General features: G+C 64.7%; 23 protein-coding genes. 11 read left to right on the top strand and 12 right to left on the bottom strand.

Translation table 11 applies throughout. The annotated features are described in order from the left end of the window. Nucleotides 1–81: 81 nt before the first annotated feature. The 3 genes from IVA96_RS14975 to IVA96_RS14965 all read right to left on the bottom strand — a co-directional run bounded on the left by IVA96_RS14975 (nucleotide 82) and on the right by IVA96_RS14965 (nucleotide 2,710). The gene (locus IVA96_RS14975) at nucleotides 82–978 is read right to left on the bottom strand and encodes a ribonuclease HII (protein WP_247279653.1); all 897 of its coding nucleotides are present in this window, start codon (nucleotides 976–978) and stop codon (nucleotides 82–84) included. A 77-nt stretch (nucleotides 979–1,055) separates the two neighbouring features. After that, nucleotides 1,056–1,511 carry a VOC family protein gene (locus IVA96_RS14970; protein WP_247279652.1) on the bottom strand — a complete coding sequence of 152 codons (456 nt, stop codon included), beginning with the start codon at nucleotides 1,509–1,511 and terminating at the stop codon, nucleotides 1,056–1,058. 23 nt (nucleotides 1,512–1,534) lie between these two features. Continuing rightward, a complete protein-coding gene (locus tag IVA96_RS14965; protein ID WP_247418018.1) occupies nucleotides 1,535–2,710 on the bottom strand; it encodes a PA0069 family radical SAM protein in 1,176 nt (391 codons plus the stop codon). Nucleotides 2,711–2,919: 209 nt separating this feature from the next. On the opposite strand from IVA96_RS14965, the gene IVA96_RS14960 reads away from it, so the two are divergent. Both IVA96_RS14960 and IVA96_RS14955 read left to right on the top strand, forming a co-directional pair. Beyond that, complete coding sequence (locus tag IVA96_RS14960; RefSeq protein WP_247418011.1) at nucleotides 2,920–5,334, top strand: phosphoketolase family protein; 2,415 nt, start codon at nucleotides 2,920–2,922, stop codon at nucleotides 5,332–5,334. A 4-nt stretch (nucleotides 5,335–5,338) separates the two neighbouring features. Further along, a complete protein-coding gene (locus tag IVA96_RS14955) occupies nucleotides 5,339–6,535 on the top strand; it encodes an acetate/propionate family kinase (RefSeq protein ID WP_247418009.1) in 1,197 nt (398 codons plus the stop codon). A gap of 263 nt (nucleotides 6,536–6,798) precedes the next feature. Here the strand turns inward: IVA96_RS14955 and IVA96_RS14950 are convergent, their stop codons facing one another. Next, nucleotides 6,799–7,638, bottom strand: a complete 840-nt coding sequence (locus IVA96_RS14950; RefSeq protein WP_247279648.1) for an RMD1 family protein — start codon at nucleotides 7,636–7,638, stop codon at nucleotides 6,799–6,801. A gap of 321 nt (nucleotides 7,639–7,959) precedes the next feature. Here IVA96_RS14950 and IVA96_RS14945 point away from each other — a divergent pair, with 321 nt between their 5' ends. Beyond that, nucleotides 7,960–8,535, top strand: a complete 576-nt coding sequence (locus IVA96_RS14945) for a glycosyl transferase (protein ID WP_247279647.1) — start codon at nucleotides 7,960–7,962, stop codon at nucleotides 8,533–8,535. A gap of 62 nt (nucleotides 8,536–8,597) precedes the next feature. Beyond that, a complete protein-coding gene (locus tag IVA96_RS14940; protein ID WP_247279646.1) occupies nucleotides 8,598–9,527 on the top strand; it encodes a helix-turn-helix domain-containing GNAT family N-acetyltransferase in 930 nt (309 codons plus the stop codon). A 187-nt stretch (nucleotides 9,528–9,714) separates the two neighbouring features. Here IVA96_RS14940 and moaB read toward each other — a convergent pair whose 3' ends face one another. Beyond that, a complete protein-coding gene (moaB, locus tag IVA96_RS14935) occupies nucleotides 9,715–10,278 on the bottom strand; it encodes a molybdenum cofactor biosynthesis protein B (RefSeq protein WP_247279645.1) in 564 nt (187 codons plus the stop codon). A gap of 107 nt (nucleotides 10,279–10,385) precedes the next feature. Then, on the bottom strand, nucleotides 10,386–11,324 hold the full coding sequence (locus IVA96_RS14930; RefSeq protein WP_247279644.1) for a neutral zinc metallopeptidase: 939 nt from the start codon (nucleotides 11,322–11,324) through the stop codon (nucleotides 10,386–10,388). A gap of 418 nt (nucleotides 11,325–11,742) precedes the next feature. Between IVA96_RS14930 and IVA96_RS14925 the strand changes: the two genes are divergently transcribed. The 3 genes from IVA96_RS14925 to IVA96_RS14915 all read left to right on the top strand — a co-directional run bounded on the left by IVA96_RS14925 (nucleotide 11,743) and on the right by IVA96_RS14915 (nucleotide 14,201). Then, the gene (locus IVA96_RS14925; protein ID WP_275974795.1) at nucleotides 11,743–12,873 is read left to right on the top strand and encodes a site-specific DNA-methyltransferase; all 1,131 of its coding nucleotides are present in this window, start codon (nucleotides 11,743–11,745) and stop codon (nucleotides 12,871–12,873) included. Between the two features lie 190 nt (nucleotides 12,874–13,063). Beyond that, complete coding sequence (locus IVA96_RS14920; protein WP_247279642.1) at nucleotides 13,064–13,390, top strand: hypothetical protein; 327 nt, start codon at nucleotides 13,064–13,066, stop codon at nucleotides 13,388–13,390. A gap of 130 nt (nucleotides 13,391–13,520) precedes the next feature. Then, complete coding sequence (locus tag IVA96_RS14915; protein ID WP_247279641.1) at nucleotides 13,521–14,201, top strand: glutathione S-transferase family protein; 681 nt, start codon at nucleotides 13,521–13,523, stop codon at nucleotides 14,199–14,201. Between the two features lie 58 nt (nucleotides 14,202–14,259). On the opposite strand, the gene IVA96_RS14910 is transcribed toward IVA96_RS14915, so the two are convergent. The 3 genes from IVA96_RS14910 to IVA96_RS14900 all read right to left on the bottom strand — a co-directional run bounded on the left by IVA96_RS14910 (nucleotide 14,260) and on the right by IVA96_RS14900 (nucleotide 17,209). Continuing rightward, on the bottom strand, nucleotides 14,260–16,269 hold the full coding sequence (locus tag IVA96_RS14910) for a methyl-accepting chemotaxis protein (protein ID WP_247279640.1): 2,010 nt from the start codon (nucleotides 16,267–16,269) through the stop codon (nucleotides 14,260–14,262). 275 nt (nucleotides 16,270–16,544) lie between these two features. After that, nucleotides 16,545–16,679 (bottom strand): DUF1127 domain-containing protein, encoded by a 135-nt coding sequence (locus IVA96_RS14905; RefSeq protein WP_247279679.1) that lies wholly within the window; start codon nucleotides 16,677–16,679, stop codon nucleotides 16,545–16,547. A gap of 86 nt (nucleotides 16,680–16,765) precedes the next feature. Next, nucleotides 16,766–17,209 (bottom strand): nuclear transport factor 2 family protein, encoded by a 444-nt coding sequence (locus tag IVA96_RS14900; RefSeq protein ID WP_247279639.1) that lies wholly within the window; start codon nucleotides 17,207–17,209, stop codon nucleotides 16,766–16,768. A gap of 92 nt (nucleotides 17,210–17,301) precedes the next feature. Here IVA96_RS14900 and IVA96_RS14895 point away from each other — a divergent pair, with 92 nt between their 5' ends. Beyond that, on the top strand, nucleotides 17,302–18,225 hold the full coding sequence (locus tag IVA96_RS14895) for a LysR family transcriptional regulator (protein ID WP_247418007.1): 924 nt from the start codon (nucleotides 17,302–17,304) through the stop codon (nucleotides 18,223–18,225). A gap of 88 nt (nucleotides 18,226–18,313) precedes the next feature. Here the strand turns inward: IVA96_RS14895 and IVA96_RS14890 are convergent, their stop codons facing one another. Further along, nucleotides 18,314–18,934, bottom strand: a complete 621-nt coding sequence (locus IVA96_RS14890; protein WP_247279638.1) for a glutathione S-transferase family protein — start codon at nucleotides 18,932–18,934, stop codon at nucleotides 18,314–18,316. A 128-nt stretch (nucleotides 18,935–19,062) separates the two neighbouring features. On the opposite strand from IVA96_RS14890, the gene IVA96_RS14885 reads away from it, so the two are divergent. Beyond that, on the top strand, nucleotides 19,063–20,346 hold the full coding sequence (locus tag IVA96_RS14885) for a flavin-dependent oxidoreductase (protein ID WP_247418006.1): 1,284 nt from the start codon (nucleotides 19,063–19,065) through the stop codon (nucleotides 20,344–20,346). Between the two features lie 250 nt (nucleotides 20,347–20,596). Here IVA96_RS14885 and IVA96_RS14880 read toward each other — a convergent pair whose 3' ends face one another. Both IVA96_RS14880 and mutY read right to left on the bottom strand, forming a co-directional pair. Further along, nucleotides 20,597–21,016 (bottom strand): PaaI family thioesterase, encoded by a 420-nt coding sequence (locus IVA96_RS14880; protein ID WP_247279636.1) that lies wholly within the window; start codon nucleotides 21,014–21,016, stop codon nucleotides 20,597–20,599. Between the two features lie 67 nt (nucleotides 21,017–21,083). Next, on the bottom strand, nucleotides 21,084–22,184 hold the full coding sequence (gene mutY / locus IVA96_RS14875; protein WP_247279635.1) for an A/G-specific adenine glycosylase: 1,101 nt from the start codon (nucleotides 22,182–22,184) through the stop codon (nucleotides 21,084–21,086). Between the two features lie 165 nt (nucleotides 22,185–22,349). Between mutY and IVA96_RS14870 the strand changes: the two genes are divergently transcribed. Together IVA96_RS14870 and IVA96_RS14865 are read left to right on the top strand one after the other, a co-directional pair. Continuing rightward, on the top strand, nucleotides 22,350–22,841 hold the full coding sequence (locus IVA96_RS14870; RefSeq protein ID WP_247279634.1) for a DciA family protein: 492 nt from the start codon (nucleotides 22,350–22,352) through the stop codon (nucleotides 22,839–22,841). Between the two features lie 138 nt (nucleotides 22,842–22,979). Further along, nucleotides 22,980–23,636 (top strand): DsbA family protein, encoded by a 657-nt coding sequence (locus IVA96_RS14865; RefSeq protein WP_247418005.1) that lies wholly within the window; start codon nucleotides 22,980–22,982, stop codon nucleotides 23,634–23,636. The last annotated feature ends 91 nt before the right edge of the window (nucleotides 23,637–23,727 follow it).

Here is a 23,727-nt window from a genome sequence, read left to right as displayed (position 1 = left end):
TAAAGGGCGCTGCGCGTCGTGGCAACCGCCGCAAGTCGTCATGCCGGGCTTGACGGATGGGGGAGGCTGCGGAGGAAACACCTAGAGATTCGCAGACGCGTCGATCTCGATTTGGGCTTCCACCTGCACCTCGACCTCCGCGACAGAGAACAGATCCTGCGCCGGCTCGACGGTCCAGGGCATGTGCTTGGCGCGGGCGGCGGCGACGGGGGCGAAGAAGCTGCGGTGGTGGATGGAGGGGCCGAGGCGATCCAGGGCGTCGAGATGCTCGGGGACAGCGTAGCCCTTGTGCTGCTCGAAGCCGTAGCCGGGGCAGTCCTGCGCCAGCGCGCACATCAGCCGGTCCCGCGTCACCTTGGCAACGATGGAGGCGGCCGCGATTGACAGCACGATGCCGTCACCGCCGATCACGGCCTCGCAGTCGCATTCCGTATCGAGCCGGTCGCGGCCGTCGACGAAGACGTGGCGCGGCGCCTCGGGCAGCGCCACCACCGCGCGCTTCAGCGCCCATAGCGAAGCACGCAGGATGTTGTCGCGGTCGATCCGCGCGGGCGAAGCCACGGCGACCGAGACCTGCGCGGTGGCGCAGATCTTGTCGAACAGTTTTTCGCGCTCTTCGGCGGTCAGGCGCTTGGAATCATCGATGCCACGGGGAATGCGGTCGGGATCGAGGATCACGGCCGCCGCCACCACGGGGCCGGCGAGCGGTCCGCGACCGGCCTCGTCGCAGCCTGCGACCGGCCAGACGCCGCGCTTGATCAGCGCGCGCTCACGACGGAAGCTCGGCGGGGCCACGGCAATGATGCCTTTCCGGCCGGCGCTTTTGCCGGTTAAAGCCTGAACCTCCGACGCCTTAGTTTCCGACGACTTGGCTTGCGGCGGCTTGCCTTCCAACGTGTTGGCAGGCGCAGCCTTCTTCGCACCGTCTTTTTTTGGCGTGTCTTTGGCCAGCTTCTTGGCGGACTTGTCCCGAATCATGGTGGGGATCGTGCGCAAGCGGCTTCGCCAGCGCAACCTGGAACCCGAGACAATTCCCGTTATTCAGGTGAGCCGCCCTATTCCGCCAAATGCACCCGTCGGTCCTCGCCCACCTCGATCCCGGGTGCGACCACGACCTCCCAAGGATGGCCATCGGGATCGGTGAAATAGCCGGAATAGCCGCCGTAATCAGTCTCGTGCGCCGCTTTCAGCAGCGCTGCACCCTTGTCGACAGCGAAAGCCAGCACCGTATCGACCTCCTCGCGCGTCCGGCAGTTCCAGGCGAGCGTCATCCCGCGAAATGCCGGCGGTCTTGGATTGTCCGGCAACCCGGCGTCGGCGGCGAGCTGATCCCAGGGATACAAGGCGAGCACCGGACCACCGGTGTCGTAGAATGCGACCGCCTCACCGGTCGCCTTGAGCAGGCGCGAGAAACCGAGCGCCTCGTAAAAGGCAATGCTGGCGCGGATGTTGCTGACACCGAGCGTGACTACGGTCAGCCGCGGCACCGGCACGGTGGTTTCCTCACTCATGTTACGCCTCGTCCACTTCGCGATCAGAACAGGCTGAGCTGATCGCCGTTCCGCTTCGGCCGCGCGAAGTGATCGGTGGTCAGCTTGGAGCGCCGCTTGTTGAGGCCGAGCCTGTCGCAGGCGATCTCGAAGCGACGGCCGATGGTCCAGGCCATCGGGCCGGTCCCCTTCATCCGCTCGCCCCATTTCGCATCGTAGTCGCGGCCGCCGCGCATGTCGCGGATCAGCGTGAAGACGTGGCGGTAGCGGTCTGGATAGTTCGCCATCAGCCATTCGCGAAACAGATCGCGGACCTCGAGCGGCAGCCGCAGCAGCACGTAGGAGGCTTCCTTGACGCCGGCATGGGCTGCGGCATCAAGAATGCGCTCGATCTCGGAATCGTTCAGCGCGGGGATCACGGGCGCGACCATCACAGTGGTCGGAATGCCCGCCTCCGAGAGCTGCTTGAGCGCTTCCAGTCGCTTCGGCGGCGTCGCCGCCCGCGGCTCCATGGTGCGCGCGAGCCTCGGATCGAGCGAGGTGACGGAGATCGCGACCTTGGCGAGGTTGCGCTTGGCCATCCGCGCGAGAATGTCGATATCGCGCACCACCAGGACCGATTTGGTGACGATGCCGACGGGATGCCCGGCGCGCTCCAGCACCTCTAGGATGCCTCGCATGATCTTTCGCTCGCGCTCGATCGGCTGATAGGGATCGGTGTTGGTGCCGATCGCGATCATCCGCGGCTCGTAGCCGCTGGCAGCGAGTTCCTTCTCGAGCAGCGCCGCCGCCTCGGGCTTGGCAAACAGTTTGGACTCGAAGTCGAGCCCGGGAGACAGGCCGAGATAGGCGTGCGTCGGCCGCGCGAAGCAATAGACGCAGCCGTGCTCGCAGCCGCGATAGGGGTTGATCGAGCGGTCGAAACCGATGTCGGGGGAATCGTTGCGGGTGATCACCTTGCGTGAGGTGTCGATCCCGACCGTGGTCTTGAACGGCGGCAGTTCCTCCAGGCTCTGCCAGCCATCGTCGAAGGCGACGCGGGCCTCGGCCTCGTAACGGCCGCTGGCGTTGGACTGGGCGCCCCGCCCTCGCCTGCGTGCGCGATCGATGGCGACGCCAAGCTCGGGAAAATCGACAGGAAAATCAGAAGGCGCACCCGCCGGCTCGGAGGGCGCCGTAACCGGCGGGTGCTTGAGGGCACGAGAAGATGCTCGACTCATGAACCCAACATAGCACGCGCCCAGAACAAATCAAGAACAAGAGCAAAAACGCGAAAACAACCCCATGCACAGTAGCGCTGCCCAAACTTCGGGCGCGCGCCCTTGACCTCACGAAACACCGGCGGGGCGGCGATCCCGTTTCATGGCGAAGGGATCAATCGCGCCGGAACAATGTTGATGACGATCGCTGGGTGAAGGTCGGCAAGAACATGACAAATCAACGACAATTGCGCGCCGCGAGCAGCGAACTCGATCTCCTCGATCGCTACTGGCGTGCCGCCAACTATCTCTCGGTCGGGCAAATCTATCTCCTCGACAATCCGCTGTTGCGCGAACCGCTACGGCCCGAGCACATCAAGCCGCGCCTGCTCGGCCATTGGGGCACGACGCCCGGCCTGAACTTCATCTATGCTCACCTCAACCGCGTCATCCGTGCGCTCGACCTCAACGTGATCTACGTCTGCGGTCCCGGCCATGGCGGCCCGGGCATGGTTGCCAACACCTATCTGGAAGGCAGCTACAGCGAGATCTATCCCGACATCGCGCGCGATACTGAGGGATTGCGCAAGCTGTTCAGGCAGTTCTCCTTCCCCGGCGGCATTCCGAGCCACGCGGCGCCGGAAACGCCGGGCTCGATCCACGAGGGCGGCGAGCTCGGCTATGCGCTGGTGCACGCCTATGGCGCGGCATTCGACAATCCCGACCTCATCGTCGCCTGCGTCGTCGGCGACGGCGAGGCCGAAACTGGCCCGCTGGCGGCGTCGTGGCACTCGAACAAGTTCTTGAACCCGGCCCATGACGGCGCGGTGCTGCCGATCCTGCACCTCAACGGCTACAAGATCGCCAACCCCACCGTGCTCGGGCGGATGCGCAACGAAGAGATCCGCGACCTCTTCCGCGGGCTCGGCCATGAGCCGCTGTTCGTCGAAGGCGACGATCCCAAATTGATGCACCAGGCCATGGCGGATGCGCTCGACGTCGCGCTCGTCAGCATCCGCTCGATCCAGCAGCACGCCCGCGATGGGCGCAAAAGCGTCGAGCGACCGCGCTGGCCGATGATCGTGCTGCGCAGCCCCAAGGGCTGGACCGGCCCGAAGGAGGTTGACGGCAAGAAGGTCGAAGGTTTTTGGCGCGCGCATCAGGTGCCCGTTGCGAGTTGCCGCGAGAATCCGGCGCATCTGAAGGTGCTCGAAGACTGGATGCGCAGCTATGAGCCGGACAAGTTGTTCGACCCCAGCGGGGCGCTGATTCCCGAGCTTCAGGCGCTCGCGCCCGAAGGCCAGCGGCGAATGGGGACCAATCCGCATGCCAATGGCGGACTGTTGAAGAAGGAGCTGAAGCTGCCGGACTTCCGCAGCTTCGCTGTCGAGGTACCGCAGCCCGGCGGTGTCGTGGCGGAAGCCACACGCGAGCTCGGCAAATTCCTGCGCGACGTCGTTCGCCTCAACGCCGAGGCGCGCAATTTCCGCATCATGGGCCCGGACGAGACGGCATCAAACCGGTTAGACGCGGTGTTCGAGGCAACCGAACGCGTCTGGATGGAGCCAACCGAATCTTACGACGTGCATCTCGCGCAGGACGGCCGCGTCATGGAGGTCCTGAGCGAGCATCTCTGTCAAGGCTGGCTCGAAGGCTATCTGCTCACCGGCAGGCACGGCTTCTTCTCCTGCTACGAGGCCTTCATCCACATCGTCGATTCCATGTTCAACCAGCACGCCAAATGGCTGAAGGTGACGCGCGATCTGCCATGGCGCCGCCCGATCGCCTCGCTCAACTATCTCTTGACCTCGCATGTCTGGCGCCAGGACCACAACGGCTTCAGCCATCAGGATCCTGGTTTCGTCGATCTCGTCGCCAACAAGAAGGCTGACATCGTCCGCATCTATTTCCCGCCTGATACCAACACGCTGTTGTGGATCGTCGATCATTGCCTGCGCACCTACAACCGCATCAACGTCATCGTCGCGGGCAAGCAGCCGGCGCCGCAATGGCTGTCGATGCAGGAGGCGGCTACGCATTGCGACGCCGGCATCGGCATCTGGACCTGGGCGGGCACGGAGGAGGCAAACGCAGAGCCCGACGTCGTGATGGCCTGCGCCGGCGACGTGCCGACACTGGAGACGCTCGCCGCCGTCGACCTGCTGCGCAAGGCGCTGCCCGAATTGAAGATCCGCGTCGTCAACGTCGTCGACCTCATGACGCTGCAACCTCGGGCGCAGCATCCGCACGGCCTCTCCGACCGCGACTTCGACAGCCTGTTCACATCGGACAAGCCGGTGATCTTCGCCTATCACGGCTATCCTTATCTCATTCACCGGCTGACTTATAACCGCACCAATCATACCGGCATGCATGTGCGCGGATTTGCCGAGGAAGGCACCACGACGACGCCGTTCGACATGGTCGTGCTCAACGGGCTCGACCGCTACCATCTCGCGATCGAGGCGATCGAGCGCGTGCCGGGGCTTGCGACCAGGGCTGCGCAGGTCAAGCAACAGTTCCGCGACAAGCTGATCGAACATTCCCGCTACGTCCGCGAGCATGGCGAGGACATGCCTGAGGTCCGCGAGTGGGTCTGGCCGAACAGCGCCGGCGGCAACACGCCAGCCGAAGCCGGCGACTGAAGCCATGTCGGACACTGTCCTTGTGCTCAACTCCGGATCGTCGAGCATCAAGTTCGGGCTGTTCGAGTTGGCGGCGTCCGGCCCCGGCCTGCTCTGCAACGGCTTGCTCGGCGAGCACGAAGCAACGCCCCGCCTCGTGGTGAAGCGCCCGGCGGGCGAGAAGCTGTTCGAGACGCGAAGGGACGCGTCGGATACGGACAGCGGTCATCTGTTCGCCGACGTGCTGACCTTCGTAGACCAGCATTTCGGCGAGCATCGCCTGCGCGCCATCGGCCACCGCATCGTCCACGGCGGGCCGGACTACTCCGGACCCGTCGCGCTGACGGACGACGTCTATGCCAAGCTGGAGGCGCTGACCCCGCTGGCCCCGCTGCACCAGCCGCGTTGCCTGGAGCCGATCCGCATCATCCAGGCGACCCGCCCCGGTCTGACGCAGATCGCCTGTTTCGATACCGCCTTCCACCACAGCCTGTCGCCGCCCGCGCGCCGCTTCGCCATTCCGAGGCGCTATGAGGAGCGCGGCGTGCGGCGCTACGGGTTTCACGGCCTCTCCTTCGAATATGTCGCGGGCCGCCTCGCGGCAATCGCGCCGCAGCTCATCGCAAAGCGCACCGTCATCGCCCATCTCGGCAATGGCGCGAGCCTGTGCGCGCTGCACGAGGGCCGCAGCATCGACACCACGATGGGGCTGACGCCGCTCGACGGCCTCGTGATGGGCACGCGCTGCGGCACGATCGATCCCGGCGTGCTGCTCTATCTGCAACAGCACGAGAACATGCCGGCCGACGACCTTCAGCATTTGCTCTATCATGAGTCAGGCCTGCTCGGCGTCTCCGGCATCTCCGCGGACATGCGCACGCTGCTCGCGAGCAGCGAGGCCGCGGCGCGGGAGGCGGTCGATCTCTTCGTGCTCCGCGCGACGCAGCAGATCGTCATGCTGGCGACTACGCTTGGAGGGTTGGACTGCCTGATCTTCACCGGCGGCATCGGCGAGCATGCGAAGGAAATCCGGTTCGCAATTGGTGAACGCCTCGCCTGGCTCGGCATGCGGATCGATGCCGGTGCGAATGATGCCGCGCGCGAGCGCATCAGCCGGGGCGATAGCGCTATTGAGGTGTTCATCATTCCAACGAATGAGGAACTCACGATCGCGCGGCATTGTGCGGCGGCGCTGCAGATAATAGAGGGCGCATCGGATTAGCCCTTGATGACCGTCAATCCGTCGTTGCGAGCGAAGCGAAGCAATCCAGACTGGCTCTTCGGCGGGACACTGGATTGCTTCGCTTCGCTCGCAATGACGAAGAATGCGGTAAAGCAGCGCATCACAACGCACCGGCGAGCGTGGGGAGAACCCCTCACCCAAGTGAGTTTGCAAGTGAGCTTGCAAGTGAGCTGTGCCGACCAGCGGCGCTGCCCTCTCTCACAAGATGAGAGGGCGCAGTCACGCGCATCTCGCTCTCATTTCTAATGCGTCCCCGACCAGATCTGGAAGCACCCGATCGCGACCTCGATCACGATCAGCACCACCACCGCAATTTCGAGGCGGAGCGAGCGCTGGGTGTCGATGATGTCGGTCAGCGCGTTGGCGGTCTCCGACACCGCCGTGAGCTTGCGCTCGAGTGTGTCGAGGCGCTCCTTCAGCTCATACTCGTCCTCAAGACGGGCATAGAGCCGGTCGAGCTCGGGCTTCTCCCAGAGCACGTCGGGTTTTTCGGCGACGGCAACACGGCCCGCGACACGCTGCTGGACGAGAAGCGCGTTGCCGATCAGCCGCAATATACCTTTGCGCCGGCGCGGTGTACGGCCGCGCTCGGCGAGCTCCCGCGCAAACGGCTCGATCACGTCGAAGACCGCGGCGACGCGCCGCTCGTCGCGGGCCAGCGACGTGCTCTTGGCGAGCGCATCCGCGATCAGGAGTAGCCGGTCGTCGGAAAATTTGGCGAGGCAAATCGGTCCGCCGGGCTGGATCGCCTCGGCATTTTCGTCCTTGCAGAGCTGCGCCTGCGCGGTCTCTTCCTCATACGGACTGAACTCGCCGATCACCCGCGGCTTCAGGCTGTCGATCAGCACCTTCTCCTCGGAGGGCAGAAGTCCGATCAGCACCACGACGCCATAGCGGAAGATCACGACAAGCCCGGCATGGACGCGAAAGGCGGCCGGCGTCGAGGACACCAGTGTGCCGATCTCGAGGCCGGAGGCATTGATGCGGTCGCCCAGCATCAGGGCGCGAACCCGCAGGGTCGGCGCGGCGTCCTGCTTCGGCGTTGCTGCCGTCGTGTTGACAGCGAGTTGATCGGCGTTCATGCGAAGCCTCCGTCAGCACCCAATCGGCACCCAAGTCGCACATCTTTCCCGTTCGGCGGCTGGTTGCAGCCGATCCTCAACTGGACGATTGCGAACTGCCCTGCGCGGCGCAATATCGCTCCGGGTTAATACGGCCCGGATGAGCTTGTGCCGAAACATTCAACAATAATACCATCCCGCACGCGACACATTTGGGCGGTGGCGGGTTTACCATTGCATGCCGAAACCCGCCGAAAAGTTGCACTCGGCAACGCCACGTGTTTATGACAACATCATGAACAGCTACGCTTCTTCCGAAGTGCAGATATTAAAGCTTCAATCATGCTGAGCGTCATCATTCCGACCGAAGGCGTCGAGCAGACGGCAGTCGCAACGCTGGCCGCGCTCGTCCCCGGCGCCGCGGCCGGCGTCATCCGGGAAGTGCTCCTGGTCGATGGCACCGGCAACGGTGTCATCGAGCGCGTCGCCGATGTCGCAGGTTGCCGCTTCATCGGCTTCGAGGGATCTTCGCAAGGCGCCGCGCGCGCCGCCGGCGCCCTCCAGGCCCGGTCGCCATGGCTGATGTTCCTCCCCGCCGGCGCGGTGCTGGAAACCGGCTGGATCGAGGAGACCACCCAGTTCATCCAGGCCGTCTCGAGCAGCGGCCGCGATCGCGCGGCGGTGTTTCGCTATGCGCGCTCGCCCTACGCCGATACCGGGCTCCGCGACATTTTCCGCGCCGTGGCGCGCAAGCTCGTCGGGCCGCTCGGCGATCAGGGGCTTTTGATCGCACGTGATCACTACGACCGGATCGGCGGCTACTCGCCGCAGGCCCGCCGTTCCGAGGCACGGCTACTCCGGCGGCTCGGCCGCTCGTCCCGGACCATGCTGCGCAGCCGGATCGTCATGGTCGGCTGAAGCCACCCGATACTTGTCAAAGTCAAACAATTGTTTGACAATGGCAAGTATCGAGGTGACCCATGTCAATTGCCGCTACCGACGACCACATTGCAGCGGTCCGCGCCTTCAACCGCTTCTATACCCGCAAGCTTGGTGTGCTCGACCAGCACCTTGGAAAAAGCCCATTTTCGCTCAGCGAGGCCCGGGTACTCTATGAACTCGCGCATCGCGACGACCTGGCGGCCAAAGAGATCGGAAACGAGCTTGGTCTCGATCCCGGCTATCTCAGCCGCATCATACAAAGCTTCGACGAAAAGGGGCTGATCACGCGAAAGCCCCTGCCCGCAGATCGCAGGCAATACCAGCTCAGCCTCACCGCCAAAGGGCGCCAGGCCTTCGCCAAGCTGAACCTGAGCTCGCAAAATGAGGTCGCCGCAATGCTGGCTCAGGTTTCGGCCAGCGATGCAGCGCGTCTTACGCAGGCCATGGCGACCATTGAGGCCGTGCTGGAGCAACGTCGAAGCCAGCCCGCGCCTTTCATGCTGCGCAGCCATCGCGTCGGTGACATGGGCTGGGTCATCTCCCGGCAGGCCGCCGCCTATGCCGCGGACTATAATTGGGACATCAGCTACGAGGCGCTGGTCGCCGAGATCTGCGCAGAGTTCATCAAGAACTACGACGCCGCGCGCGAGCACTGCTGGATCGCGGAGGTGGGTGGCGAGCCGGTCGGCTCAATCTTTCTGGTCAAGGCCACCGATGAGATCGCCAAGCTGCGCCTGTTGCAGGTGGAGAAGAAGGCGCGAGGGCTCGGCGTCGGCCGCGCGCTGGTCGAACAATGCATCCAAGGCGCGCGCGAGAGGGGCTATAGCAAGATGACACTGTGGACGCAGAGCATCCTCGTGGCCGCGCGGAGCATCTATCAAAGTGCAGGCTTCAAGCTCGTGAAGGAAGAGAAGCACCACAGCTTCGGTGCCGATCTGGTCGGCGAGACGTGGGAGCTGGATCTATAACGCTCTTGCAGCAAGCGAGGTGCGCATAAATGATGCCCTCGCCCCTTGCGGGAGAGGGCATGTCAACTGTCAGACACGGGCTCGCTTGGGTGAGGGTATCTCTCTGGGCACGCCGTGCGGAAAGATACCCCTCATCCGGCGCTTCGCGCCACCTTCTCCCACAAGGGGAGAAGGGAAGAAAGTATGGCTACACCGTCGCTCCCTGCGCTTTCGGCCGGCGCAAGTGCTCGTCCAACCGCGGCATGATCTCAACGAAATTGCAGGGACGCGTGCGGTAGTCGAGCTGCGCGGCAAGGATGCCGTCCCAGCCGTCTCGGCAGGCGCCGGGGGAGCCGGGCAGGCAGAAGATGTAGGTCGCCCCCGCAACGCCCGCAGTAGCGCGGCTCTGGATCGTCGACGCACCGATCTTGGCATGGCTCAGCATGTGGAATGCGATCGAGAAGCCGTCCATGCGCTTCTCGAACAACGGCTCGATCGCCTCCGGCGTGACGTCGCGCCCGGTGAATCCGGTGCCGCCGGTGGTGATGACGACGTCTATGCCGGCATCCGCAATCCAGCCGCGGACCACGCTGCGGATCGCCTCGATGTCGTCGGTGACGATCTCGCGCGCGGCGAGCTGATGGCCGGCGGCGGTAAGGCGCTCGGCGAGCGTCTGGCCCGACTTGTCGTCGGCGAGGGCGCGCGTGTCGGACACGGTGAGCACCGCGATGTTGAGCGGGATGAACTGTTTTGTTTCGTCGATGGAGGCCATTCTTCACTCTCGCTCGTCGTTCCGGGGCTCGCGGAGCGAGAACCCGGAACCTCGCGCCGCAACTTCTGGATTCCGGGTTCGCGCTACGCGCGCCCCGGAATGACGGCTTACAACGCGCCGGCACCGAACGTGTTGCAGGCCTGCACCGTGCCCTGCTGGTAGCCGGTCATGAACCATTGCTTGCGTTGCGCCGCCGAGCCGTGGGTGAAGGAATCTGGCACGACGCGGCCCGTCGCCTGGCGCTGCAGCGTATCGTCGCCGATCGCGCTTGCCGTGGTCAGCGCGGCGTCGATGTCGCCGGGCTCGAGGAAGTTCGGACGCTTCTTGGCCTCGCGGTTGACCCAGACGCCGGACAGGCAGTCGGCCTGCAATTCCACCTTCACCTGAAGCGCATTCGCCTCGGCCTTGCTGCCGGCCTGCTGCTGCAGCCGCGTCACGCGCGGGATGATGCCGAGCAGGTTCTGGATGTGATGGCCGGCCTCGTGCGCGATGATGTAGGCGGTGGTGAAGTTACAGGCGGACTTGCCGGAGCAGCCGCGGAAGCGCGTCTCGACCTCGCGGAAGAAGCCGGTGTCGAGGAAGATGGTGCGATCCGGCGGGCAATAGAACGGCCCCATCGCCGATTGCGCCATGCCGCAGCGGCCGCCATTGGTGGCATTGCGGAACAGCACGATCTTCGGGCCGGTGTAGGACTGGCCGGAGGCCTGGAAGATCTCGCTCCAGCGATCGTCGATCTCGCCGAGGATGCCGGAGATCATGCTGCCCATCTCATCGGTCGGCGCGCCGCGCTTGCCGGAGGACGCCTGGCGGTCGGTCTGGTAGGTCGGTGCATGGCCGCCGCCGGTGAGGATCTCGGCGCCGCCGATCAGGATGCGCGGGTCGATGCCGAAGGCATAGCCGACCAAGCCGAGGATGATGATGGTACCGATACCGAGCCCGCCGCCGCCCATCGGCAGCCCGAACCCGCCTCCTCCGCCGCCAAACCCACCACCCTCGTCGCGACGATCCTCGATGTCGTCGCTGCGGCGGAAGTCGTCGTAACGCATGGCGGCTTTTCCCCTGGGGGTCCCTGATTCGAGTTCGGCGGCGCGCATGACCACTGAAGCTCAACGCGCCACACACGTAAAATTTCCGTTGCTTTTATCAATATCGTGGCCGGCAAAAATTGCCTAGTGCGACACCATGCCGATGCCAGCAATTTTTTCCGAGGCTCGAGCAACTTTTTCCGAGAGAAATTTGGCGCCTTCCTGGAGCCTCGACTGCTTCCGCGACGCGAAGAAGCGCGAATTGCACTGTAAAACAGGGGGAATGCGCGCGACGTCCCGCACACAATTGGCGATGCGGAGGCTGCTCACGAAAGCGGCGGGTTAAGTCGATTTTTACTTTGCCGCTTCAATGTAACGGTCAGTCGGTTGTTTGGTCCCGCGTCGCCGACAGCGTCGCCTGAGTCAGAGTTCTTGAGTCATGGTAGAGTCGCGTCGCGGGGCGTCTGCAAGGGCGCCCCGCACAAATTTTGAGTCCCCTTCGCATCGTATCATCCTCGGTGATTGCGTCGCCGAGATGTCGAAGCTTCAGGCCGGTTCGGTCGACCTCGTGTTTGCCGATCCGCCCTACAATCTTCAACTTAAGGGCGATCTCAAGCGCCCTGACGAATCCCATGTCGATGCCGTCGACGACGACTGGGACAAGTTCGATTCGTTCTCCGCCTATGACGATTTCACCCGCGCCTGGCTGCTTGCCGCCCGCCGCGCGATGAAGCCGTCGGCGACAATCTGGGTGATCGGCTCCTACCACAACATCTTCCGCGTCGGCGCCATCATGCAGGATCTCGGCTTCTGGCTCCTCAACGACATCGTCTGGCGCAAGACCAACCCGATGCCGAATTTCCGCGGCCGCCGTTTCACCAACGCGCACGAGACCATGATCTGGGCCGCGCGCGACGAGAAGGCCAAGGGCTACACGTTCAACTACGAGGCCCTGAAAGCTGCGAACGAGGACGTGCAGGCGCGTTCCGACTGGCTGATTCCGCTCTGCACCGGCGAGGAGCGCCTCAAGGGCGCCGACGGCAAGAAAGTTCATCCGACGCAGAAGCCGGAAGGCCTGCTCGCGCGTGTGCTGCTGTCCTCCTCCAGGCCCGGCGATCTCGTGATCGATCCCTTCAACGGCACCGGCACCACCGGCGCGGTCGCAAAACGTCTCGGCCGCTCCTATATCGGGTTCGAACGCGACAAGACCTATGCGAAGGCGGCCGAAGCCCGCATCGCGGCCGTCGAGCCGCTGCCGGAAGAGAGCCTGGCCCCGTTCATGACCGCGCGCGAAGCGCCGCGGGTGGCGTTCTCCGAGCTGATCGAGCGCGGCATGATCATGCCCGGCACGAAGCTGTTCGACGCCAAGAAGAAGCTCGGCGCTCTCGTGCGCGCCGACGGCGCCATCATGTTAGGGGACAAGGTCGGCTCGATCCACCGCATCGGCGCCGTGGCGCAAGGCTCGGCCGCGTGCAACGGCTGGACTTTCTGGCACGTCGAGACCAAGAAGGGCCTCAAGCTGATCGACGAGCTCCGCGCCGAGATCCGCGCCGGCATGGCGGCGGAGTAGTTTCCCCTCTCGATGGTCATTCCGGGGCGCGCCTCTTGGCGCGAACCCGGAATCCATTGGCCCCCGTGCCCCCGTTGTACGATGGATTCCCGGCCCGCGCTTCGCGCCCCTCGGCATGACGAGCGTAGTTGAACGCGCCCGCTGTCAGGACTAGGATCAGCACATCGCACCCCGTCCTGGTCCGGATCCCATGCGACGACAGTCCGAGACATTGCTGCTGGTGCCGCTGCTGCCGATCTTCCTGCTCGGCATGTTTCCGATGTTCCTGATCGCACTGTTGGGATTTTTCGGCCTCGCCTTGTTCGGAGTGCTCGTGGTCTGCGTCGGGCTTGCCAGCAGCAACGAGGCCCACGACAACTTCAACCACGATGTCATCGTGCACGGCTACGCGCGCGGATCGGAGCGCAAGGCGCGGGCCTCCGACATGCATCTCGCGACCAAGCTCGGGCTGCGCCTGGAAGCGGTCGGCGCGGCGATGGTCATTACGGCGGCGATCGGGCTGGTCTGCGCCGGCTGATCTGCGCCGCGCGCAGATACCGCCCGGCAAACTCGCCGGTTGCGCATCCGCATGGTTCGGGTCAGACAAAGCGGCCTCGCGGCAATGATGCGGCGCCGCTCTCGGCAACGAACCCCTGGGGAGATGATCGATGCTCAAATTCTACTTCAACGGATCGCCGAACCCGACCAAGGTCGCGCTGTTCCTCGAGGAGGCCGGACTGCCGTTCGAGCCCATCGCGATCGACACCCGCAAGGGCGAGCAATTCACGCCGGAATTTCTCAAGATCAATCCGAATGCCAAGGTGCCGGCGATCGACGACGGCGGCACCATCGTTTTCGACAGCAACGCCATCCTGCTCTATCTCGCCGAGAAGACCGGCAAATTCCTGCCCGCCAATCGCGCCGAACTCCTGTCCTGGCTGATGTTCGTGGCAACCGGTGTCGGCCCCTATTCGGGCCAGGCCGTGCACTTCAAGCATTTTGCGCCGAAGGACCAGAACCACGACTACGCCCACAACCGCTACCAGTATGAGACCGATCGCCACTACAGGGTTGTCGACGCTCACCTCAAAGACCGTCGCTACATGGCCGGCGACGACTATTCGATCGTCGACATGGCGCTGTGGGGCTGGGCGCGGATGGTGCCGTTCAAGCTTGGCGACGACGCCTTTGCGCGATACCCGAATGTGAAGCGGCTGGTGGACGAGATCTCAGCGCGCCCCGCGGCTGCGCGTGCCATCGCGTTGAAGGACAAGTTCACCTTCAAGGCCGAGATGGACGACGAGGCCCGCGCCAACATGTTCAAGCACATGACGGCGAAAGTGGCCTGATCGCGCCGCGCCGGTCCATGAGGCCACGCGCATGCGCGTGGCCTCGTGCTTTTGCGACTCAGGCGGCGTGGACCGAGTTCAGGAACCTGGCGACCTCGACCTTCAAGCGGTTGCTGTCCGCCGATAGCGAGCGCGCCGCCGAGAGCACCTGCGATGAGGCCGAACCGGTCTCGGACGCCCCGCGCTGCACGTCGCCGATATTGGTCGAGACGCGCTGGGTCCCGTGCGCGGCCTGCTGCACGTTGCGGGAGATTTCCTGCGTGGCGGCGCCCTGCTCTTCCACGGCGGCGGCGACCGCCGAGGAAATCTCCGACAGCCGCTCGATGGTGCCGCTGATCTCCCTGATGGCGCCGACCGATTGCTCGGTAGCGCCCTGGATGTTGGCAATCTGCTGGCCGATCTCGCCGGTCGCCCTCGCCGTCTGCTCCGCGAGCGCCTTGACCTCGGACGCGACGACGGCAAAGCCGCGGCCGGCCTCGCCCGCGCGCGCAGCCTCTATGGTGGCGTTGAGTGCGAGGAGATTGGTTTGCCCGGCGATCGTGCTGATCAGCTCGACGACATCGCCGATCCGAGCGGCCGCCTTGGAGAGCTCGCCGACACGGTCATTGGTCCTGCTCGCCTGACCCACGGCCTCACCCGCGATGCGGGCGGATTCCTGCACCTGGCGGGCGATCTCGCTGACCGACGAGGACAGCTCCTCGGTGGCGGAGGCGACCGCCTGCACGTTGGCGGTGGCTTCCTGCGATGCGGACGCCACTTCAGTCGACAGATCCTGGGCGCGCGAGGCGGTCGTGGTCAGCGTGCCGGCGGACGCTTCCAGCTCGTTCGACGCCGATGACACTGTGTTGACGATCTCGCCGACGGCCCGCTCGAACTGGTCGGCAAGCCTGACCATGTCTTTCTTGCGGTTTTCGGCCTGCCGCGCCTCGAGTTCGGCCTGCTCTGCGCGCATGCGCTCGGTGTCGATCATGTTGTCCTTGAATACCTGGATCGCTTTGGCCATGTCGCCGATCTCGTCCGCCTTGCCGCTCCCGGGAATGTCGACATCGAGATTGCCGCCGGCCAGCCGCCCCATCGCGCGCGTCATCGAGGTGAGGGGCCCGACGATGCTGCGGGCGATCAGGAAGGCGACGATGCCGCCGAACAGGATGGCGAGGCCGCCGGCGATCTCCTGAATGGTCGTCGTGCCGGCGATCACAGCTTCGGCATGGTTACGCGATTCCTGATAGTCTTTCTTCAGCGTCGCTTCCGCGGCCTTGAGCCTGGCGATACTATCGACGATGAGGGGCGCGAGATTCTTGTGATAGATCTCGTCGGCCTGAAGCATCGCGGCCGATGTCGTCTCGAACGCGGATTTGTAGATTCCGAGCGAGGTCTTCACCGGCGCGAGCGTCGCGCGCAAGTCCGTCGCCTGTGGGCTTTTCTCGATCGCCGCGAGCCGTTGCGCTGCCCTGTCCACGCTCGCCCTGAAATTCGCCGGCCCCTGCGCGTCACGCACGGCCAGAAAACGCCAGTTTGCGACCCGGACAAGGAGGATTCTGGATTCGAGGTCCGCGACCAGCGCTGCGGTGTCCTCGTCGGCCGAGGCGCGCGCCGCATCGACCAGCTTGCCCATCTTGACGGCCAGCTCCTCCCCGCTCGGCAGCAGCGTCGCCTTGCCCGTTCTTGCCTCGTTGACGGCGTCTCCGAGATTGTCACGCAGCCGTCGCATTTTGGCGATGTCGTCGATGAGGCCGTTGTAGAGCGCTCGCCGCTCCTCCGAGCGCGTTCCCTTCGCCCCGACCTGCAACAGCTCGGTCGCCGCGGTCTCCCGCTCTTGCGCCTCCTTCATCGCCGGCTCGTTGGCGTCGTAGACGTAACGCAGATTGGCGCGCTGAATCGCCTGAAGATGGGCCGATATCTCCAGCACCCGCGCCGTGCTGTCCGAGAGCGCGGATTGTCTTGCGACCTGATCCTGCACCGCCCGCAAATTCCAGACGGCGACCACCGCCATCACCAGACCGACCGCCACAAGGGCCATGAAGCCTGCGTACAGGCGTCCCCTGATCCGCAAACGAAACTTCGGCATTCCCACTGTCCACCCAGATGCATTTCACTTCGAGCGGCCGAACAATTCCGGCGATCGTCACCGGCCACCCTGGCAGCCGCGCGTCGCGTCTTTGCGACTCACGCTGCACCGCGACACAATGGGGGACACTCGTTAATTGAACCTTCCAATTTTTCACGCCGAGCCGCGGCAACGCCGACGCAACTGCCGATTTTGTCGGCAGTTGCGCAAGGTTCTGGCGTGCGTCCCGCACCGGCTTGCAGATCGCTGCATGGGATGCCCTGGACGCGCTCTCTCTATTTCCGCCGGACAGGCTTCTTCAGCTCGTAGGCGATCTCTGCCCGGGTTATCCCACAGTCCTGAAGCTCCCGTTCGGTCATGGCGGCGAGCTGAGATCGTGCCTGAGACCGCTCGCGCCTGAGGCGGGCCATTTCGACCAGCGCCTGCCAGGTCTGCACGATCGTTATCGGCTGTGGCGGACGACATCGGCCGGCGGAGGTGACGCGGCTCAATCCACTCAGCTCGCCGCCCTCATGCCCGCTTGGGGAAAAGGACCGAGCGCCTTCTCGGTCAGGACTGAGTCGCAATATTCCCGGATCTCCTTGATCTTGCCGTCCTCCAGGCGAAACACGAGACAATAGTCGTTGTCGTAACGGACACCTTCGGGCGTGACGTTGTCGCCCTTGGCTTCCACCACGACGATATCGCCATCGGCAATGAAGCGGTGGGCGACCGTGCGCGTGCGGTCACGCAGGCGGGTGCGGACATAGCCGTGCAGATCGTTGAGGATCGCCTCCTTGCCTGCGAAGGTGCGCGACCAGGAATATTGCCCGGTCACGACCCATTTGGCGTCGTCGGCAAGGCTCGCGGCGAACAGCGCGCGGTCGCGCGCTGCGGGATCAGGGTTGGCGGCGGCGGCAAAGATATCCTGCATCAGTTTCTTGTTAGCGCTCGCGCTCATGGCGGCATCTCCTTGTGGTGACATCGGGGAAGATCATCGCCGGCCGAATACAATTCTTCAAATCGATAGCTAATATGATATCTATTCACCTCATGAATTTGAATTCGCTTGACCTCAACCTCCTGACCGCTCTCGATGCATTGCTGCGCGAGGCCAATGTCAGCCGCGCCGCACTCCGGATCGGCCTGTCGCAACCGGCGGCGAGCCATGCGCTCCAGCGCCTGCGTGACATCTTTGGCGATCCGCTTTTGGTGCGTACCGGCGCGCGCATGGAGCTGACACTACGGGCCGAGGCGCTCCGCGCACCGCTGGCCCACGCGCTCGACCAGGTGCGTGGATTGTTCGTGCCTGAGGACTTCGACGCGGCGCGTAGCGAACGGCAATTTCGCCTGATGATGCCGGACCTTGCGGTCGAGCTGTTGATGCCGCCGCTGATGGAGAAGGTGACGCGCCTTGCGCCCAATGTCCGCATCGAAATCGTGCCATGGCGGGGACCTGCGATCTTCCACGCCGAGTTCGCCCGCACCATCGACCTCGTGATCTCGATCGGCAACGCCTTCAAGGGATTTCACCGCCAGCTGCTTTACACCGACAGCGATGCGCTGGCGGTGCGGCGCGGCCATCCCATGGGGGCGAAGCTGAAGCGCCGCTCGGCGTTCCTAGCTGCGCGTCATGTCGGCGTGATCATCCGCGGCCAGAGCGAGGATCTGATCGATACCTGGCTGCGCAGCAAAGGCATCGAGCGGCACGTCTCGCTGGTCGTGCCTGGATACCTCGAAGCCCTGCACGTCGCCGCCCGCACCGACCTCGTCGCCTTCGTGCCGCGCCGGCTGATCGCGGCGCTGTCGAGCCAGCTCGGCCTCGTCACGGTGACGCCGCCGCTCGACCCCGGCATCGACGAGCAGTTCATGTTCCATCCGACCCGCGCGCAGATGGACCCGGGATCGGTCTGGCTGCGGCGGCTGATGCTGGACACCGGACGGGAGTTGGAGAAAGCCAAGCGCAAGCTCCCGTAGGGTCGGCAAAGCGAAGGTGCCCACCATCTCGCGGCTGGGAAATGGGTGGGCACGGCACTTCGCGCCTTTGCCCACCCAACAAGGCCGCTTATGCCTTCTGCGCCTCCATTACCTTGCGCACGGCGGGGCGGTCGGACATGCGCTTGAAGTGATCCGCGATCTTCGGCGTCGCGTTGATGTCGACGCTGTCGCCTTCGAGCCAGGTCGAGAGGGTGTAGAGATAGGGATCGCAGATCGTGTACTGCTCGCCCATCACCCAAGGGCCCCGAAACATCTTCTGCTCGATCAGGGAGAAGCAGGCGCCCATGGTCTTCGGGACCATCGCCTTCATGTCGGCGAACGAGCTCTCCTGCGTCGCCCAGCGCGGACCGCGCATCTTGTGGGCATGGTTGATGTGTACGGTCGAGCAGAGATAGGAGTTGAACGACTGCACCTGGGCGAAGTCGAATGGATCGTCGAGCGGCGCGAGCTTCGCCTTGGGGAAGGTCTGCGCGAGGTAGGCCAGCATCGCCGGCGTCTCGGTCAGGACGCCGCGATCGGTCACCAGCGCCGGCACGCGGCCCTTCGGATTGATGGCGAGATAGTCCGGGCTGTTCTGCTGGTTATCTTTGAAGCTCAGCCGTTCGGCCGTGTAGTCGGCGCCGGCCTCCTCTAAGGTGATGTAGGTGGCGAGCGCGCAGGTGCCAGTGGCGTAGTAGAGCTTGAGCATGTCGGACCTCGTGGGAAAGCTGGAAATTAACGGCTGCCGGCCCCCACGTCCATAGCACGATACCCTCTTCGCAGTTGCCCACCGCCGCCCGCCTGTGCCAAGACGCCGGCAACAGGAGGGGGTTTGTCATGACGGTACTCATCGCCGGTGGCGGCATCGGCGGGCTGACGCTTGCGCTCAGCCTGCACGGAATCGGCGTTCCCGTAAAAGTGTTCGAGAGCGTCGCGGAATTGAAGCCGCTCGGCGTCGGCATCAACGTGCTGCCGCATGCGGTGCGCGAGCTGATCGAGCTCGGACTGATGGAAAAGCTCGACGCCAGCGGCGTGCGCACCCGCGAGCTCGCCTATTTTTCCAGGCATGGCAAGCCGATCTGGAGCGAGCCGCGCGGGCTAGAGGCCGGCTACAAATGGCCGCAATTCTCGATCCATCGCGGCACGCTCCAGCAGCTCCTGCTCGACACTGCGGTCGAGCGGCTCGGCCGCGAGAACATTCTCACCAGCCATCATCTGACCGGCTGGACCGAGACGGCGGGTGGCGTGCGCGCCGACTTCATCGACAGGGCGACCGGCAAAGCCGCAGGCAGCTACGACGGCGCGATCCTAATCGCCGCCGATGGCATCCATTCCGCCGCGCGCGAAAAGCTCTATCCGAACGAAGGTCCGCCGATCTGGAACGGCCGCATTCTCTGGCGGGGCGTCACGCCGGCGAAGGCCTTCCTCACCGGCCGCACCATGATCATGGCCGGCCATGAGATCCTGAAATTCGTCTGCTACCCGATCTCGAAAGAGCCGGATGCGGCGGGCAATCACCTCATCAACTGGGTCGCCGAGCGCCACATGCCGCCGACCTATCAATGGCGCCGCGAGGACTATAACCGCACGGCTCGGCTGGAGGAATTTCTGCCCTGGTTCGAGAGCTGGCGGTTCGACTGGCTCGACGTGCCCGGCCTGATCAAGAACTGCCCGCACGCCTACGAATATCCGCTGGTCGACCGTGATCCGGTGTCGCAATGGACGTTCGGCCGTGTCACGCTGATGGGCGATGCCGCTCATCCCATGTATCCGATCGGATCGAACGGCGCCTCGCAGGCGATCCTCGATGCCCGCGTCATCACGCGTGAAATCCTGGCGCATGGACCGACGCAGGCAGCGCTGCTCGCCTATGAGGCCGAGCGCAGGCCCGCGACCACCGACCTCGTCCTGCTCAACCGCAAGAACGGCCCCGAGCAGGTGATGCAGCTGGTCGAGGAGCGCGCGCCCGACGGCTTTGAGGTCGTCACCGACGTGCTGTCGCAGCAGGAGCTGGAAGACATCGCCGCCAACTACAAGCGCGTCGCGGGTTTCCAGGTCGAGGCGCTGAACGCCAAGCCGGCAATCGTGAGCAAGGACGCGAAGCGGGTCGGTATGCGCTAGCTCAAAGCGAGTGCGCATGAGTGTGCCCTCGCCCCGTGTGGGAGAGGGCAACTCGCCGGTAGACACAGACTCACTTGGGTGAGGGGTTCTCTCCGCGCGTTCACGCGATTTGAGTTCGCGGAGAGATACCCCTCATCCGGCGCCAAAGCCGAAGCTTCGCTTCGGCGTCTTTTAAGGACGGCCGCCGGAGGCGGCCTTTGCCACCCTCTCCCACAAGGGGAGAAGGGAAGTGGAGCGCGTGGCTACCGTCTTACCGCACCACCCTTGCCGCCTCCAGCAGCCGCTCGGTCGCACTTGCCGTCGCCAGCACCGTGCCGTCCTCGGCCATCAGCTTGCCTTCGACGAAGGCGATGGTCTTGCCGAGCTGCGTCACCTGGGCCTCGCCGACGATCGGGCCGGGCTTTGCCGGCGACAGAAAATTCACGGTCATGCTGATGGTGGTGGTGTAGAGCCGGCCCTCGCTCATCACCAGCACGGCGGGGCCCATCGTGTCGTCGAGCATGGCCGAGAGCATGCCGCCCTGGATGAAGCCTGCTGGATTGCAGAACTCCGGCTTGCCCTCGAAGCCGAGCTTGATCCAGCCCTCCTGCGGGCGGGCATCGAGCAGGCGCCAGCCCAATAGCTCGGCGCAGGGCGGTCTTCGAAAGTTGTCCAGCGCAGTCTTGACCATGCGAACCTCCGTTGCCGCCGCTGGATAACGCAGGTCTGCTGCCAGCATGATGTCAGCAGAGTGGGCGCTAGAGATCCAATCCATGCGCGATGACCTTGCGCATGACGTTGGGCAGCGCTTCGCCGGCAAGTGTGGCGATCGGCACCCACCGCATGCCCTCGGGCGCGCGCGTGCGGGCTTCCACCTTCGCCGTATAGACCACCAGCTCCAGCGGAAAATGCGTGAAGACGTGGGTGACGACGCCCATCTTGCGCTGCCAGCGCGTCAGCCCCTTCAGCTCCGGCGCCTGCTGCTTCGCCGTCGTATCGTCCTGGCCGGCGAGCCAATCCGAGCACGGCACCTCGGTCATGCCGCCGAGCAGGCCCTTTTCCCGCCGGCTGCGGACGAGCAGTTCATCGCCCCGGGTGACGACGAAGGCGGCACCGCGCCGCAACGTTCCGCTCTTCTTCGGCGCCTTGCGCGGAAATGTTTCCTGCGTCCCCAGCGCTCGTGCGACGCAATCCTCGTTGAGCGGACACAGCGAGCAGGCCGGCTTCTTCGGCGTGCAGATCGAGGCACCCAGGTCCATCAGCGCCTGTGCGCTGTCGCCGGCGCGAGAGTCTGCGAGCAGCGTCGTTGCCAGTTGCTGGATCAGCGGCTTGGCCTGCGGCAGCTCCTCCTCGACCGCGAACAGGCGCGAGACCACCCGCTCGATATTGCCGTCGACCGGCATGGTGCGGCGGTCGAACGCGATCGCCGCAATTGCAGCTGCCGTGTACGGCCCGATTCCGGGCAGCGCACGCAGGCCCTCCTCGGTGTCGGGAAAGACGCCGCCATGCTCGCGCGTCACCGCGGCCGCACAGGCGTAGAGGTTGCGCGCGCGCGAATAGTAACCGAGCCCGGCCCACATCCGCAGCACGTCGTCGAGCGAAGCCCGGCCGAGCGCCGTGACGTCCGGCCAGCGCGCCACGAATTTCTCGAAATAGGGCCCGACTGCCTTCACCGTGGTCTGCTGGAGCATGATCTCCGACAGCCAGACGCGGTAAGGGTCTGATGCCTCGCCGGGCGCCGCGCGCCAAGGCAGACGGCGGCGGTGGCGGTCATACCAGTGAAGGAGCGCCAAAGGACGAACCAGATGTTCCGGTTGGACTGGTTCCGATTTCGTCTTGCGGGCCGATTTGGGGGGCATGCTCGCACTGTAACGATGTGGGGCCGGTCTCTCCATGTCCTGCCCGCGCTTGTCGCGGGCATCCACGTCTTTCTTCCTTCGCGGCAAGGCGTGGCTGGCCGGAAGAAAGCCCGGCCATGACGGCAGCAGTTCCTCGCGCGACGGGCACAGTGCTATAAGGTCGCCATGTCCAAATTCCCGCCCAAACCCGGCCCCATCAGCGCAAAGCCGCTTTCGCTCTTGCTGAACGACGTCTTCGCCGAGGCGTATGCCAAGCAGGGCTTTGCGGCGCGCGAGCTGGTGACGCGGTGGGCGCAGATTGCGGGGCCGGAGATCGCGGCCCATGCCGAGCCGCTGAAGATGCAATGGCCGAGGCCGGTGGAGGGCCAGCCGCAGGAGCCGGCGACGCTGGTGCTGCGGGTCGAGGGGCCGATGGCGCTGGAGATCCAGCACACCGCCGACGTGATCCTGGAACGGGTCAACCGCTTCTTCGGCTGGAGCGCGGTCGGCAAGCTGGCGTTCCGTCAGGCCCCGCTGTCGCGCACCCGGCGGCCGGCTCGGCCGGGCCCGCCCGATCCCAAATCGGTGGCCAAGGTGGCGGAGAGCTTGGGCGACATCGAAGATGAACAGCTCAAGACGGCGCTGGCGCGGCTCGGAGCCGCCATCAAGCGAAATTGAGCCTCATTCCCTAGCTAATCTGGACCCCGACTTGTCGCTCGCCATTGCCTCAGTCGACGTTTCAAGCTAGCGACAGGCCGCCCGGGCGGGAACTCGATAGAGCCCTCGGGCGACACTTTGCCAATCCGGGAGCCGACCGTGATCATCACCCGCCGCGCCTTCACAACGATGCTGTCGCTGACCGGGCTTGCCGCGCTCGCCGGGTTCTCGCCGCTGCGGTTGGTGTCCGAGGCCATGGCCCAGTCCGCCGCTGATGTGGCGAAGCCCGTGTCGCTTCCCGACATGGCGCTCGGCCCGAACGATGCCGCGGTCACCATCATCGAATACGCCTCGATGACCTGCCCGCATTGCGCGGCCTTCAACGAGCAGGTGTTCCCCAAGATCAAGAAGGAATACACCGACACCGGCAAGGTGCGTTACATCTTCCGCGAGTTCCCACTCGACATCAAAGCCGCCGCAGGCTCGATGCTGTCGCGCTGCATCGCCAATGGCGACGCGCCGAAATATTTTGCGGTCACGGACATGCTGTTCCGCCAGCAGAACGACTGGGTGGTGAAGAACACCACCGAGACCCTGACACGGATCGGCAAGCAGGCCGGCCTCACCCAGCAGCAGGTCGAGGCCTGCCTGAAGGACCAGGCGCTGCTCGACAAGATCGCCGCCGACCAGAAATACGCCAGCGACGTTCTGAAGGTGGATTCGACGCCGACGTTCTTCATCAACGGCGAGAAGATCAAGGGCGAGGCCTCATTCGAGGAGTTCGCCAAGAAGATCAATGCGCTGCTGAAGAGTTGATTCGCACGCCACAATTCTGATTCGCGCATCTAAAGCCGTATCATTCCTGGCATAAATCCCTTGGGAAAAGCGGCTTTCGCCGGTTGCCCTC

Source organism: Bradyrhizobium sp. 159 (genome assembly GCF_023073795.1).
Taxonomy (GTDB): domain Bacteria; phylum Pseudomonadota; class Alphaproteobacteria; order Rhizobiales; family Xanthobacteraceae; genus Bradyrhizobium.
Note: the sequence above shows the minus strand (reverse complement) of the source record. Positions and strands in the feature narration are given on the sequence as shown.